Here is a 14,331-nt window from a genome sequence, read left to right on the forward strand (position 1 = left end):
TTAGTTCCCAAGTCTCGGGAATAATGAAAGGGCACGCTGCCAGTTTGTCGCGAACGCGATTGACTAAGAGAGAATGTCAGTAAGAATGGCGTCGGTGACGTCTTTAGTAACAACCGCTTTGCCAATGCCTTGAGGAAGTACAAATCTAATATTGCCGGCTTCCACTTTCTTATCGCGTTTCATGTGCTTAACATAGTCGTCTTTCGTCATGCTACTAGGCCCTGCAATAGGCAGTGCAAAAGCTTCGAATAGCGCTGTCACGCGTCGTGTTTCTGACGCTTCAAACCATGTTAATGCTTCAGCAGCTTTACAAGCAATTATAGTACCAGCGGCTACCGCTTCGCCGTGTAGCCAATTGCCATAACCTTGTTCAGCTTCAATAGCATGACCAAACGTGTGGCCTAAGTTAAGAATGGCGCGTAAGCCACCTTCCCGTTCGTCTTTCGCAACCACATCTGCTTTTATTTCGCAGCAGCGAGAAATGGCGTAGGTAAGGATTTCAGTATCAAGAGACGTAAGTGCATTAACGTTTTCTTCAAGCCACGTAAAAAACGGTGCATCGTAAATAATGCCGTATTTAATAACCTCTGCCATACCAGCAGCAAATTCTCTTGGCGGTAGTGTCGCAAGTGAGTCAGTATCGATAGCAACATAAACAGGTTGGTAAAAAGCACCAATCATGTTTTTACCTAGAGGGTGGTTTACTGCGGTTTTCCCGCCTACCGATGAGTCTACCTGAGAAAGCAGGGTAGTAGGGACTTGAATAAAAGGCACACCGCGTTGGTAAGTTGCTGCAACAAAGCCTGTGAGGTCACCTATCACACCACCGCCAAGGGCAATAAGTGTTGTATCTCTTGCCGCATTTAGTTCGAGAAGGCGAGTCATGACTACTTCGAATTGTTCTAAATTCTTGTACTGCTCGCCATCTGGCAAAATAATGGTTTCAACGTGAACGTCACCACATGCTGCTTTAGCGGTTTCTAAGTAAAGCGGGGCAACGGTCTCATTTGTTACGATAACCGCCAGCGGGCCTTTTATGTAGGCACTAAAAAGGCCGGGTTGCGAAAGCAGCCCAGCCTCTATCTGTATAGGATAGCTACGTTCTCCAAGTTCCACAGTTAAGGTTGACATTGGCGTAGCACCTCCTATTACATATTTAATTTATAGACCGATTTTACTGATAATTTGATTTGCTACAGCACGTGCACTTTGGTCGTCTGTATCAACAATGTAATCAGCAACTTCTTCGTAAAGCGGGTTGCGCATTTCTGCAAGATCGCGAAGAACTTGTTCTGGATCTTCGTTTTGTAGCAAAGGGCGACGTTTGTCGCGTTGTGTACGGGCTACTTGTTTATCGATTGTGGTTTGTAGATAAACAACGATGCCGCGGGCAGATAAACGATTGCGCACTGCTTTAGTTACAATAGAACCGCCGCCAGTGGCAAGTACAATACCTTGCTTATCTGTCAAATCGTTGATGACGTTTTCTTCGCGTTTACGGAAACCGTCTTCGCCTTCAAGGTCGAAGATCCAGGCGATATCCGCACCGGTACGGCGCTCAATTTCCTGATCCGAATCAAAAAAGTCTAGGTGAAGTTCGTCTGCCAGATGTCTACCGATGGTACTTTTGCCAGCACCCATTGGGCCAACTAAAAAGATATTACGTTTTTCAGCCATATTTGCTTATATCACAACTTAATCATGTTAGGGGCAGTGCACTGTTGCCTTACCAGCCTACCCATTGACTCGTGCCTATTTAGTGTCCAATAAGCACCACTCCTTAAACCTCGCTTAAATTTCGAGGCGGGGATTATCTCAGTTTCATGCAAGGCGATGCAAGTTTTGTTACTAACAAATAGCGTATACCTGTAAATTTAGTTACAAAAAAAGCCTTAAAACAAAAAAAGCGCATCAAGATGCGCGATTTTTGTCGGTGAAATGTTACTTATGGTCTTTCTGTAACAATTTTAGGTGTAACAAAAATAAGTAGCTCTCGCTTCTGTTGAAGCTGTGAGGTATTTCTAAATAAGGCGCCTATAAAAGGCAAATCACCAAATAAAGGTACCTTAGATACGCCGTCTGAACTGGTTTGTTGGAAAATTCCGCCAAGCACGATAGTTTCACCATTCTCTACCAATACCTGGGTTTTGATTTCCTGGGTATCTATGGCTACCGCATCACCGGTTGAGGTAGACACAGTCTCACCGCGGGTGTCTTGGGTTACAACTAAATCCAAAATTATGCGATTGTCTGGCGTAATGTGCGGCGTAACTTTAAGTGATAGCACAGCCTTTTTGAATTCTACCGACGTTGCACCGCTCGACGTTGCTTGAACGTAAGGAATTTCTGTACCTTGTTCAATGTAAGCTTCGTGCTGATTAGCCACGGTAATACGGGGGCTTGCAATAATTTCACCCTTGTTCTCTGATTCCAGCGCAGAAAGTTCAAGATCTAGAATTGTGCCGTCTACTAAACTTGCAATTTGAAAGCCGATGCTTCCCGCAGCGCTGGTCACTGGAAGGTTCACATTAAGACGGTTATCAATGCTAGGCACTACGCCTCCGGCAATGGTATCGGCTGCTTCAAGGGAGCCTGATACGCCGTTATCGTCTTGGCGGTCGCTGAACCCCCACCGAACGCCTAACTGCTCGTCAACATCGTCAAGGACAGTAACCATGCGACTTTCTATCAGCACTTGCTTTACGGGAATATCTAGCGCGTTGATGGTTTTTCTTGCTTCATCAATAGACGCTAAGGTATCGCGAATAAGTAGGGTGTTGGTCCGCTCATCTACCGTAACACCGCCACGCTCGGAAAGAATACCGCCTTCGGTAGATTTCAAAATAGTGGCTAATGCAGAAGCTTTAGCGTAGTTAACAGAAATATTTACTGTATGCAGAGGGGCCAAATCTGAAACTTGTTTTTTAGATTGTAACGCTTGAGTTTCACGAGCAGACAATTCTTCTGCCGGCGCAATCAACAAGATATTGCCCTCTAAACGCTTGTCTAATCCTTTGACGCGCAAAATCATATCTAAGGCTTGGTCCCAAGGAACGCCAGACAAACTAATGGTGACATTACCTGATACGGTGTCAGTCGTTACAAGGTTAAAGCCATTTACTTGCGCAATAATTTGTAGAACTTGCCTTACTGGTACGTCTTGAAAGTCTAAAGATATAGGGTCGCCAGTGTATTTTTTCTCTGCCTCAAGGGCTTCTTGTTGTTCGCTGTCCATTGGCGAGATTGCTACGCGTAAAACACTATCTTTCACCGTGTTTTTTACAGTAACTTGACCTGAGTAATTTATCTCAATACGAGCGTCGCTGTTGTCTTCGAAGGTTTCTATGGTTGAAACGATAGTGCCGAAATCAGCCACGGATAGTTCTACTAGCTGATCTTCAGCTAATGCTGTGTTAGTAAGCGTAAGTGTTACCTTGCCCTGAGATTCAATAAGTTGCACCTTTGGTGCTGTGCCTACAAATTCTACCAAGGTAACCGCAGTGCTATTTGCAGCTTGGGTAAAGTCTATGTTCGTAATGGTAGTTGTGGGCGCCGTTTCGTTTCGCTTAGCGTTAGGATCTACCAGTAGTGGCTCCTGTGCTTTAACAGGGTGAGAAATTAAAAAAGTAAACGAAAATATTGCAGCGACAGCGAAGGCCAGCCAATACCATTTAGGCGCTCTACGATTGAGAGATTTATTGAAAATGTATCGTTCGGCCATGCTTACTCTCCCGCCTTCGATGCTGTAGTCATTGTTGTTGTTTTCCTTTGCCAGCAGCCTGCACCATCAGGTAACAATTGTTCAATAGTAATTGAGTCGGTGCCAATTTGCATAATTTTGCCATAAAACAATCCGATACGACTCCCTACTTTAGCTTTATGTAGAGCGCCATCGTTGCTTTTTAATAATGCCCAGTTCACTCCTTTAACAGCAAAATTGCCTGCAAGTGCGAGGGCATCTACGCCATAAGCCTCCAATGCTTCTTTTGGACGTTGAAAGTTAGGTTGTAGACAGTTTTCCACGCGCGCTTTAACTACTGGCGCTGCATCGTTGCGCAGGCGGTCAAATGGGCTTCTCAACGCGCTTGACGTATAGCTAAATGGCGGGTGACTTTTAAATTCTGGATAGGGCTCAATTTGAGGCTGCGCGCGTTCTTTCACACTTTGTGTGTAGGCTTGAAGGTCATTCAGTTTTGGCGAGCAGCCCGCGATGAGGACTAAGGTCAAAAGGGCGATAAGTGAACGGATCATTGCTCATCTCCTTCAAAATCAGAGGAGTTTTCAGAGCGATAGGTTTTAGCTTGAAGCTTAAGAGATAGGCCGCCTACTTCACGTTTAATATCAAAGTCGTGAAGCGTAACAATACGAGGTAAGTCAGCAACTTTAGATACAAACTCGCCGAAGTTGTGGTATCCGCCACTGACTTCCATTTCGATAGGGAGCTCAGTATAGAATTCTTTTGGTACTTCTTGTTGCCAGTTGAGCAGTTCAAATGTCAGGCCTGCCGACGTACCAACGTAGGTGATGTCGTCAAGTAAACCTGGTGTCTCGTTACTCGTGGGTAAGCTCTTAAGCATGGAAGAAAAGTCTTCCTTAATTTTCGCTAGCTGCGCCTCATAGGCCTCTAAATTCGCCGCGATACGATACTTCGCTTCAAACTGCAGCTTTAGCTCTTGTTCTTTTAACTCAGCAGCATCTCTTATAGGGAGTTTTGGGCTTACCAACATATAGTAGCTCAGCGCGCCTACTAAAATTGCAACGAATGCAGCAACGACAATACGCACTTCATTCGGCCAGATTGCTATTTGTTCAAAATCGAGCTCGTTTAATTCTTTAAGTTTCGAAACGTCAAACTTCATAATTATTGCGCCTCACTACTTGTGCTTTCTAGGGGAGCAACATTCGGGTTTATCGAAAACGTAAGGGTAAAGTTACTGATTGCTCTTGCCGCACTGCTGTCAGATTTTATAGTAGAAAGCTCTGCGCCTACGAATACTTTAGAGTTATCTAAGGCTCGCATAAAGTCTGATAACCGGTTGTTTGAATCGCTTATCCCTTCTATTTTGATGCTGTTATTACTTCTTGTCATTGACTCAAAAGCAACGCCTTGAGGGACCAGTTTGGCTAACTCATCAAACACGATAGGTGCTACGTTTCGGCTGGCCTGAAGTTGTTCAATTAAGGCCATACGTTGCTCTACAGCGTTCTTTTTGTCTTTAACTTTTTTTATTTCACCAATTTGTGCGTCAAGAACGGCAATTTCACGTTCAAGGTATTGGTTACGTGAATTTTGATTATTTATCTGCTGGTCAATCGCTTGCCCAATAAACCAAAAAATGAGTCCCACAATAGCCGCTACGGCAACTAGTCCAGCTAAGTACTGTTGTTTTTGATGTTGGCGCTGTTTTTCTCGCCAGGGCAGTAAGTTTACATGTGCCATGGCGTAAAACTCCGGCTCGCCAGACCTGCAGCAATCGCAAGCTGCGGCGCAATTTTGTTAAGTCGAGTGGTATCTAGTTTTGGATTTATTGTCATATTGCTAAACGGGTTAAAGCAATCCACTTCAAGGCCTAAGTCTTGTTTCAGAATGTCTACCAATGGTTCGATAGTTGCTGCGCCACCACTTAACAGGATCTTCTTTGGTCGCTCTGCATGCAGAGTACTCATATACATCTGAAGTGCACGATTGATGTTCTGTTGAAGGTTAGCTGCAAAAATGGGGAGGGTGTCTTCTACCCAATTGCCTGAAAGTGTCCCATCTAATAACTGACGCTCTGCCACCTCTCGTTCTACCATATGGATGGCGCTAATATCATTGATTAGTTGGTTAAGCCCAAATGCATGCTCTTTGGTGTAAATCACGTCACCATTTCTAATCACGCATATCTGAAGTAATGAGGCACCGACATTAATACAGCAAAGCGGCTCATCTTCCTCTTGAGGGGCATGAAAGAAGTCTAACGCATTACCAATAGCGTAATTTTCCATATCAACAATTTTAGGCTCGAAATTGGCTTCTCTTGTCAGTAGAAGGCGACTATCTACTAAATCTTTGTGAGCGGCGGTCAGCAATACGTTTACTTTGCCGGTATGCGTTGTACTTGGGCCCATTTCTTCAAAATCTAAATAAACTTCCTCAAGGGGGTAGGGAATAAGACTGTCTGCCTCTATCTCAATTTGATTTTCAAGATCGTAATCGTTTTGTTCAGGATCCATGTATACAATTTTACTAATTACCGACGTACCTGCCACCGCAACATTCGCTAACTTTAATTTTGTCTTCAAAGATTTGCGAATTTTTTTAAGCGCGATGCTGACCGATTCGTAATCTTTGATATCTCGCTCTGAAAAAGCGATCTTAGTAATGGGTTCGCAGGCATACCCTTGAAGGACGAACCCGTCTCTTGATTGTTCTAGCCATACCGCTTTTATTTGACGCGTGCCTATGTCTAAGCCCACAATGGGCGGCAGCTTTTTTTTGAACAGCGATTTCATGTGCAAGTGTCCAGTTTCAAAGGTAGTTGCTCTAAAGTACAATATTACTCTATTAGTATTGTGCGTATGGTTCTACAGATAACACATACGTATAGAATATACGTCATTTCAACAAAATGTCTTGGTATCCGTTACAGTGAAGTACATTAAACCACTTATTTTATTTAGTTTTCTATCAGGCCTTCTCGGTTTTGCAGCACTGGTAGGTATTTACTTTTATATCAAACCTGACCTACCAAGTGTTACTGTACTTAAGGATGTAAGGCTGCAAACCCCTATGCAGATATACACCAAAGACGGAAAACTTATTTCGCAGTATGGAGTTAAACGGCGGATCCCGGTAAAACTTGAGGAAGTTCCGCAAGAATTAATCGATGCCATACTCGCAACCGAAGACAGCCGCTTCTACGAACATCACGGTATCGACCCTATCGGCATAATGCGTGCTGCAGTCAGTTTAGTGCTAACGGGCGAGAAGCGTCAGGGTGCAAGCACCTTAACCATGCAGCTTGCAAGAGGGTTCTTTCTTAGCCGCGAAAAAACCTACATTCGTAAGATTAAAGAAATCTTCATTGCCCTTCATATGGAACAAGAGCTCTCCAAACAAGAAATTTTGGAGCTGTACCTAAATAAAATTGAGTTAGGCCATAGAGCGTTTGGTTTCGGTGCGGCGGCTCAGGTGTATTATGGTAAACCGCTTAACGAGCTTTCTTTAGCCCAAATTGCTACTATCGCAGGTCTTCCAAAAGCACCTTCAGTGCTTAACCCAATCAGCGGGCCACAGCGTTCTGTAGAGCGCCGACGTGTTGTGCTGCTTCGAATGTTAGATGAAGAATACATCACTAAAGCACAGTTTGATGAAGCTGCTAATGCGCCAGTTACGGCCAAAAAGCACGGCGCCGAAATTGAAGTTGATGCGCCCTATTTGGCTGACACCATTTACAACGAAATGGTCGAAATTTATGGCAAAGAAGAAGCAGAAACTGGAGGCTATCAAGTATTCGCAACAGCAACGTCTGACCTTCAATTAGCCGCACAACGAGCGGTAGTGAGAAACCTTCACGATTACGATGAACGTCATGGTTATAAAGGGGCGTTGGGGTACCTATGGGATATTCCAAAGCAAGAAGGCAAAGATGACGTAATTCCTCAGCTTTCGCTAAGCTTTGACGTAAGTAATAAAACAACGCGAGAAGAATGGGATGACGAATCACTTATTCGAGTGCTAGAAGAAATCCCTCACATTAAGCCTCTACTGCCTTCTGTGGTAACAAAGGTAAATGAACAGTCAATCGATGTGCTTGCCGTTGATGGAAGAGCCATTACGGTAGAGTGGGATGGCTTGGACTGGGCGAGACGTTACATTACGGATTTTAGACAGGGCAGTGACCCTAAAACCGCGTCAGATGTAACCCAAGAAGGTGCGGTTATTTACATTAGGCAGCAAGAAGGGCAGTGGCGTATTTCGCAAATTCCCGAGGTAAGCGGAGCCTTTATCGCACTTAACCCGAAAAACGGTGCGGTTGAAGCAGTTGTTGGTGGCTATAGCTTCTATCAAAGCCAGTTTAACCGGGCAACGCAGGCTAAGCGCCAAGTGGGGTCAAACATTAAACCTTTCGTTTATTCAGCAGCGTTAGACAGTGGTTACACCCTTGCTTCTATTATAAACGACGCGCCTATTAACCAATGGAACGCGGCTACAGGTGTAGCGTGGCGCCCCCAAAACTCGCCGGCTGAATACGACGGTCCAATCAGAATGCGTAAAGCCCTTGGTAAATCGAAAAACGTAGTATCGGTTCGATTACTCCGTGGTGTCGGTCTTAGAGAAACGGCTGATTATCTAACGCGCTTTGGATTTAATAAAGACGATATTCCGCTTGATGAAACTGTGTCCCTTGGGTCCAGCTCACATACGCCACTTGAAGTGGTACGGGGCATGTCGGTCATTGCGAACGGTGGCTACTTAGTAAACCCCCATTTTATCAGCAAAGTGCTTGATGAAAACGGTGATGAGCTTTGGAAAGCGAACCCAGTTTGGGCGTGCAATCGTTGTGAGAATCAAAGCGACCCGGAAATATTACCGGAAGACGAAGAAGCGGATATTGAAGCCTTACTAGCTGCTGAACTGAATCAAGATATTTTACTTGGTGACATCAACGGTGATGATGAAATCACGGAAAAGGTAATAGCGCCGCAGGTCATTACTGCTCAAAACGCTTTCTTAGTGGCAGAAATGATGCGAACAGCTGTTAGAGCAAACGGAAACTGGAGCAAAAAGACCTATTGGTTAGGCACAGGCTGGCGTGCCCGAAATATTCTTCAGCGCACCGATATTGCTGGTAAAACGGGTACTACAAATGACTCTCGTGATACCTGGTTTAGTGGCTTCCATAAGGACTTAGTAGCAACTGCCTGGGTTGGGTTCGACAATATGGGCCGTCAATTAGGCCGTTCAACGCGTAACCAAAACCTGATCAACAAGGACCCTGAGAAGTTCAACTGGATTGGTAACGCTTTGATTGGTATTGAAGATGGCGCGAAAGCGGCGGAGCCTGCATGGATAAGATTTATGCAGCATGCCCTTGAAAATAAACCGCATACGCCTATGCCCGTACCAGAGAATATAGTACGTGTTCGCATTGATCGTACCAGTGGAAAGTTGACCAGACGTACAGACCATACGACACTATTCGAATATTTCCTGCAAGGTACGGAACCAACGACTTACGTTCGCGATGACGAAGTGTTAGATCCCGCCACGCAGGACAAGACTACTGCGCCAGAGCCAGAAGAAATATTCTAATTACAAAAAAGGGCACGCCATGAGCGTGCCGCTTCGAGCTTAGGCGGTATATTTGCCTGAACACATTATCGGAAAACCAATGTCAGAAGATTCACAGCGATATCTTTATATTCCTCATGCCGGCCCTTCATTGCTGGAAACGCCCCTACTTAACAAAGGTAGTGCTTTCACTGCTCGTGAGCGAGCAGCGTTTAACTTAACGGGTTTAGTACCACCGAGGTACGAAACCATTGAAGAGCAGGTTGAACGTGCTTACATGCAGTACAGCAGCTTTGATGAAGCTCTGAATAAGCATATCTATCTGCGCGCTATACAAGACAACAACGAAACCTTGTTTTACCGTCTTATTCAAAAGCACATCGATGAGATGATGCCTATTATCTACACGCCAACAGTGGGTGATGCGTGTGAACAGTTTTCCGACATATATCGTAGCTCGCGTGGGTTGTTTGTATCGTATGAAGAACGCCACCAGCTAGATGACATCGTTCGCAATGCGACAAAACGCAAGGTAAAAGTCATTGTTGTAACCGACGGTGAGCGTATCCTAGGCTTGGGTGACCAAGGTATAGGTGGCATGGGCATTCCTATCGGAAAGCTATCACTTTACACCGCGTGTGGGGGAATTAGCCCGGCGTACACGTTGCCTGTGATGTTAGATGTAGGCACTAACAACGAAAAGCTACTGAATGATCCAATGTATATGGGCGCTCGCCACCCGCGTATTGGGCAGGAAGAATACGACGAATTCGTTGATATGTTTATTAACGCTGTGAAGCGTCGCTGGCCTGATGTCATGATTCAATTTGAAGATTTTGCGCAGCCAAACGCTATGCCGTTATTAAACCGCTATCGCAACGACGTATGCTGTTTTAATGACGATATTCAAGGTACCGCTGCCGTTACCCTTGGTACTATTTTGGCGGCGTGTAAAACCAAGCAGCAAAAACTACGCGACATGAAAGTTGTGTTCGTGGGTGCAGGTTCGGCTGGCTGTGGCATTGCCGAAATGCTTATTCAACAAATGGTGTTTGAAGGCCTTACTGACGAACAAGCGCGTAAGCAAGTGTTTATGATTGATCGCTTTGGCTTGGTAACTGAGGGTATGGAAGGTTTACGCGACTTCCAGCAAAAGCTTCAGCAGAAAAATGCAGATTTAGCTGATTGGACATTCAGTGGAGATTACGCGTCACTCTTAGATGTGATGTACTGTGCGCAGCCTGACGTACTTATCGGTGTTTCAGGCCAGCCAGGTTTGTTCACTGAACAAGTGATTCGTGCCATGAAACAAGGCTGTGAGTTGCCAATAATCTTCCCACTGAGTAACCCGTCGCGTCAGGTTGAAGCGCGTCCTGAGCAAGTTATTGAATGGACCGAAGGTGAAGTGATTATTGCAACAGGCAGCCCATTTAAGCCTGTTGAGTACAATGGCAATATTATTCCTATTGCTCAGTGTAATAACTCGTATATTTTCCCGGGTATCGGCCTTGGTGTTGTCGCATCAAAAGCGAAGCTGATAAGCGATGAAATGCTTATGGCAGCAAGTAACGCGCTAGCGGCAGCGTCGCCATTAGTCAACACGGGGCAGGGTTCACTGCTACCACCCCTTGCAGCCATTGCTGAAATAAGCCGCGAAATCGCTTTTGAAGTAGGTAAAGTTGCTATGGAGCAAGGGTTAGCGCTCGAAATGTCTGACGACGCACTGCGCGCCAGCATTGAGCGTAACTTCTGGAAAGCAGAATATCGCCCTTACAAGCGTGTTAGCATCTAAAAGCAGCTAACGCTTTTGAAAAAGCAGGCTAAGCCTTAATGCCAGTCAGTTAAGCTGACTGGCATTTTTCTTTTTAGTGGGGTACTTACCCGGTTTAGGTTTAACACATCTCGGATATAACCTGTCTTCTCGGCGTGTCGGTAGCTCGTAGTAAGTCAGCTGATTGATAAGATTTTCATACAACACGGGCAGCTTCCCGGGGCTTGTAAGCCCTGTTGTTAGAAGGAATGCAATCACTGCGCTAGAACACCCACTGAAGCTTAGCTGATTAGGCCAGATGCCTTTGCGCAGTGCAACTTCAGTCATTGCCACTCGTATCAGGTTATAAGCCAGCAGTAATCCCCATAACTCCTGCTCAACCATATCAGGCCGCTTACTCCGAAGCGTGTATTCACTATTCAGTAGTGTCTGCTTCATCTCTCGGTACCCTAATTCAATTTCCCAGCGATGGCTGTATAAATCTACAATCTCGTCACTGGGATAGCGCATGACATCGGTAAGAGATGTAAGAATTCGACACTCTTTTCCTTTAATTTTCTTCGTAATCAGTCGCGCTTCAATTTCATTGGGAAGCGTGGGAAGTTTCTTTCTCGCTTGAGGTGTGGTTGTTAGTTTTACCCGCTTATCAACACGGCTATAGCTCTCTAATACTTCAAACTGGAGGCCTTTTCTGGCGGGTATCATCCAGTGTCTTTCTTGTCCTTCGCTATGCCATTGGTGGAGTAAACCCAACGAATAAAAACCACGGTCAAACATAGTGAGCGAGTGGTTAGGCGCGTCTTTAATTAGCTGTTCTGCTAGCACCATCTCGTTAGACTTATACTTGTCAAATACACTGTTTATAAGTTGATGACTTGTCAGCTCCATCTGGCAGACCATGCGAATCTGAGGAAAGGCTGTATCACCATATTGTGTGCTGCCAGAGCCATATTTTTCTCGGTTCTCTGCAGTATCAGCCGTTCGCCATACGACACCATCGACACCAAGTAAATTCAACCCGTTCCATGTTTCGAATTGATTCTGCTGGTACCAATGTTTAGCCATCTTTTTAAAAGACTGTTCAACGGCCTCAGTTCCCAAGCGCTGTCGCGCCTGAACCATAGCGCTTGGCGCTACCAGCGGTGCTTTACCGGGCAATGCAATATCCATCTTAGTAGCAATATTCCACACTGATTCTTGCCTAAAAAGACTCATTCCCATGACACACCACATTACCGATTCAAGCGGTAAGCGGCGCTTTCTAACGGTTGCCACACCTGCTTCTACAAAGGCTTCGTCGATAATTGAAGGGTCTAAGAAAGTTGAGAGCTTTTCGAATGAGTGAAACTGGGTACTGGCATTGAAAGCAGTATCTAACGCTGTTTTGATATCCATAAAAAAATCCGATGGCGAGTGCTCATCGGATTTTTACATCTATAAAAGATCGGTCAACCGATCGCTAAAATATTTCTTAACTGATCGGCATTAAGGCAAAGCCTGCTTTTTTTATGCATAAATACCATTTGCAGAACACATTCTCACTTAATAGAGGCTTAAACTAACGGTACACCTGCCGGTATTTTACCCATTTCTTGCAAAGCATCTTTCAAATGTAAAACGGTGTTGCCTATGCGCAACATTTCCTTCGCTCAACTTGCACTATTTACCGTGTTCTAATGGTTAACTATATGTAATTAAACGATTAATTCTTGTTGGCACAATAATTGAAAGACCTCTTGGCAGTCACAACAAGGAGCAAGAGGTGTTATTGATGACCAAGTTTAAAAACAAGGTAAGTCTTTTCTGTGCGCGAATTATTAAGCGCTCATTCTCTACGTCGCTAGTTATGGCTGCTCTTGCAACACTTTCTGCTTGCGATGCAACCGATATTGATATGGCAGCACAAAAAGAGAAAGCGACTAAAACGACTGCTAGTGCAGTTTCAGAAAGCGCGCTGGATGAACAAAGTGAAATGTTTGCCTATTTGGATGAATCCGACTTAATTGACGCCTACTACAAGGTTAAGTGACTCGCGACCAATCTTTTCTTCACACTATCGATACTGCCACAGTTGAAGCTGGCGACACCAAAACGGCAGTTATCGAATAGTACCAGTTTGCGGGCAAAGGACTGCTCGCCTTTTATTCAAACGCCGCGCTTCGGGTAACTCTGGTACGCGGCTTTTTTATGTCAGTAAACGTATATCGCCGTTTATTAGTCGACAGTGTTGAGCTATAAGTCTTTAAAAGCTGTTCTTAGTAGCTATGTATTGCACTAATCTTAACGATAAAGTCATTTAAAGGAATTGCTATGTCGACAGAAAGTAACTACACGCCACCCAAAGTTTGGACTCAGGCTGAGGATGATGGCAACAAATGGGCCAGTATCAATCGCCCAGTGTCGGGCGCTACCCATGAAAAGGCTCGTCCGAATGGCGAACACGGTTTGCAGCTTTACTCGTTAGCCACACCTAACGGTCAAAAAGTGACTATCATGCTTGAAGAGCTGTTAGCTGCTGGCGTGAACGAAGCAGAATACGACGCTTGGCTAATAAACATTGGTGAGGGCGATCAGTTTTCTTCTGGGTTTGTAGACGTTAATCCGAATAGTAAAATTCCTGCTATGGTCGACAGGACCACGTCGCCAGAAACCAAGCTTTTCGAGTCGGGTTCAATTTTAGTTTACCTAGCGGAAAAGTTTGGAAAGTTTATTCCACAAGATGCCCATGCCAAGACGGAATGTTTCAACTGGCTATTCTGGCAGGTAGGCTCGGCGCCTTACTTAGGTGGCGGTTTCGGGCACTTCTATAGCTATGCACCTTACCCAATGGAATATCCTATCAATCGCTTTACTATGGAAACTAAGCGTCAACTAGACGTGCTAGATAAGCACTTAGCAAATAATGAGTTTATGGCGGGAAGTGAATACAGCATTGCTGATATGGCTGTATGGCCATGGTATGGCAATTTAGTGCTTGGAAATCTTTACGATGCCGCAACGTTTCTTCAAGTACACGAGTACACCAACTTGGTACGATGGGCTAAACAGCTAGAGCAACGAGAAGGCGTCAAACGAGGTCGTATTGTCAACAAAACCTGGGGCGATGACGGCCAGTTAGCAAACCGCCACAGCGCAAAAGATATCGACGACGCCCTCGCCAACACCTAAATAATGGGGTCAGAGTACATTACTCAAATTATGGGGTCAGTGTACTTTAGTTATGTTAATTTCCTTTTTAGCATCACAGTGGCTAAAGAGGGGCATCGACAAAAAGCGGGACAAA

12 protein-coding genes are annotated in these 14,331 nt (G+C 44.9%); 4 read left to right on the forward strand and 8 right to left on the reverse strand.

The features are described from left to right. Nucleotides 1–63: 63 nt before the first annotated feature. From aroB to pilM, 7 genes are all read right to left on the reverse strand, one after another. The gene (gene aroB, locus IW644_RS14380) at nucleotides 64–1,131 is read right to left on the reverse strand and encodes a 3-dehydroquinate synthase (RefSeq protein ID WP_269918172.1); all 1,068 of its coding nucleotides are present in this window, start codon (nucleotides 1,129–1,131) and stop codon (nucleotides 64–66) included. Between the two features lie 30 nt (nucleotides 1,132–1,161). Continuing rightward, entirely contained in the window at nucleotides 1,162–1,677 is a 516-nt protein-coding gene (gene aroK, locus IW644_RS14385) for a shikimate kinase AroK (protein WP_014948032.1), read from the reverse strand. A gap of 268 nt (nucleotides 1,678–1,945) precedes the next feature. Further along, nucleotides 1,946–3,721, reverse strand: coding sequence for a type IV pilus secretin PilQ (locus IW644_RS14390; RefSeq protein ID WP_269918173.1), 1,776 nt, complete (start codon nucleotides 3,719–3,721; stop codon nucleotides 1,946–1,948). A 2-nt stretch (nucleotides 3,722–3,723) separates the two neighbouring features. Then, nucleotides 3,724–4,251, reverse strand: a complete 528-nt coding sequence (locus IW644_RS14395) for a pilus assembly protein PilP (protein ID WP_269918174.1) — start codon at nucleotides 4,249–4,251, stop codon at nucleotides 3,724–3,726. Continuing rightward, nucleotides 4,248–4,859 carry a type 4a pilus biogenesis protein PilO gene (locus IW644_RS14400; protein ID WP_269918175.1) on the reverse strand — a complete coding sequence of 204 codons (612 nt, stop codon included), beginning with the start codon at nucleotides 4,857–4,859 and terminating at the stop codon, nucleotides 4,248–4,250. Before IW644_RS14400 ends, IW644_RS14395 begins: the two co-directional genes overlap by 4 nt. Before the next feature lie 2 nt (nucleotides 4,860–4,861). Beyond that, the gene (locus IW644_RS14405) at nucleotides 4,862–5,440 is read right to left on the reverse strand and encodes a PilN domain-containing protein (RefSeq protein ID WP_269918176.1); all 579 of its coding nucleotides are present in this window, start codon (nucleotides 5,438–5,440) and stop codon (nucleotides 4,862–4,864) included. After that, nucleotides 5,428–6,495 carry a type IV pilus assembly protein PilM gene (pilM, locus tag IW644_RS14410; protein WP_269918177.1) on the reverse strand — a complete coding sequence of 356 codons (1,068 nt, stop codon included), beginning with the start codon at nucleotides 6,493–6,495 and terminating at the stop codon, nucleotides 5,428–5,430. Before pilM ends, IW644_RS14405 begins: the two co-directional genes overlap by 13 nt. Nucleotides 6,496–6,631: 136 nt before the next feature. On the opposite strand from pilM, the gene IW644_RS14415 reads away from it, so the two are divergent. Both IW644_RS14415 and IW644_RS14420 read left to right on the forward strand, forming a co-directional pair. Then, nucleotides 6,632–9,298, forward strand: coding sequence for a penicillin-binding protein 1A (locus IW644_RS14415; RefSeq protein ID WP_269918178.1), 2,667 nt, complete (start codon nucleotides 6,632–6,634; stop codon nucleotides 9,296–9,298). Nucleotides 9,299–9,377: 79 nt separating this feature from the next. After that, entirely contained in the window at nucleotides 9,378–11,069 is a 1,692-nt protein-coding gene (locus tag IW644_RS14420) for an NAD-dependent malic enzyme (RefSeq protein ID WP_136783613.1), read from the forward strand. Between the two features lie 45 nt (nucleotides 11,070–11,114). Here the strand turns inward: IW644_RS14420 and IW644_RS14425 are convergent, their stop codons facing one another. Beyond that, entirely contained in the window at nucleotides 11,115–12,443 is a 1,329-nt protein-coding gene (locus IW644_RS14425; RefSeq protein WP_269918179.1) for an IS4 family transposase, read from the reverse strand. A 376-nt stretch (nucleotides 12,444–12,819) separates the two neighbouring features. Between IW644_RS14425 and IW644_RS14430 the strand changes: the two genes are divergently transcribed. Beyond that, nucleotides 12,820–13,077, forward strand: coding sequence for a hypothetical protein (locus IW644_RS14430; RefSeq protein ID WP_269918180.1), 258 nt, complete (start codon nucleotides 12,820–12,822; stop codon nucleotides 13,075–13,077). Between the two features lie 281 nt (nucleotides 13,078–13,358). After that, nucleotides 13,359–14,216 (forward strand): glutathione-dependent disulfide-bond oxidoreductase, encoded by an 858-nt coding sequence (gene yghU / locus IW644_RS14435; RefSeq protein ID WP_269918181.1) that lies wholly within the window; start codon nucleotides 13,359–13,361, stop codon nucleotides 14,214–14,216. Nucleotides 14,217–14,331: the final 115 nt, after the last annotated feature.

It is taken from the genome of Alteromonas sp. PRIM-21 (genome assembly GCF_027563165.1).
GTDB classification, from domain to species: domain Bacteria; phylum Pseudomonadota; class Gammaproteobacteria; order Enterobacterales; family Alteromonadaceae; genus Alteromonas; species Alteromonas macleodii_A.

Excerpts from the sequence above, each read along its gene's own strand:
- aroB (WP_269918172.1), bottom strand. The coding sequence starts at position 1,131 with ATGTCAACCTTAACTGTGGAACTTGGAGAACGTAGCTATCCTATACAG.
- aroK (WP_014948032.1), bottom strand. The coding sequence starts at position 1,677 with ATGGCTGAAAAACGTAATATCTTTTTAGTTGGCCCAATGGGTGCTGGC.
- IW644_RS14390 (WP_269918173.1), bottom strand. The coding sequence starts at position 3,721 with ATGGCCGAACGATACATTTTCAATAAATCTCTCAATCGTAGAGCGCCT.
- IW644_RS14395 (WP_269918174.1), bottom strand. The coding sequence starts at position 4,251 with ATGATCCGTTCACTTATCGCCCTTTTGACCTTAGTCCTCATCGCGGGC.
- IW644_RS14400 (WP_269918175.1), bottom strand. The coding sequence starts at position 4,859 with ATGAAGTTTGACGTTTCGAAACTTAAAGAATTAAACGAGCTCGATTTT.
- IW644_RS14405 (WP_269918176.1), bottom strand. The coding sequence starts at position 5,440 with ATGGCACATGTAAACTTACTGCCCTGGCGAGAAAAACAGCGCCAACAT.
- pilM (WP_269918177.1), bottom strand. The coding sequence starts at position 6,495 with ATGAAATCGCTGTTCAAAAAAAAGCTGCCGCCCATTGTGGGCTTAGAC.
- IW644_RS14420 (WP_136783613.1), top strand. The coding sequence starts at position 9,378 with ATGTCAGAAGATTCACAGCGATATCTTTATATTCCTCATGCCGGCCCT.
- IW644_RS14425 (WP_269918179.1), bottom strand. The coding sequence starts at position 12,443 with ATGGATATCAAAACAGCGTTAGATACTGCTTTCAATGCCAGTACCCAG.
- IW644_RS14430 (WP_269918180.1), top strand. The coding sequence starts at position 12,820 with ATGACCAAGTTTAAAAACAAGGTAAGTCTTTTCTGTGCGCGAATTATT.
- yghU (WP_269918181.1), top strand. The coding sequence starts at position 13,359 with ATGTCGACAGAAAGTAACTACACGCCACCCAAAGTTTGGACTCAGGCT.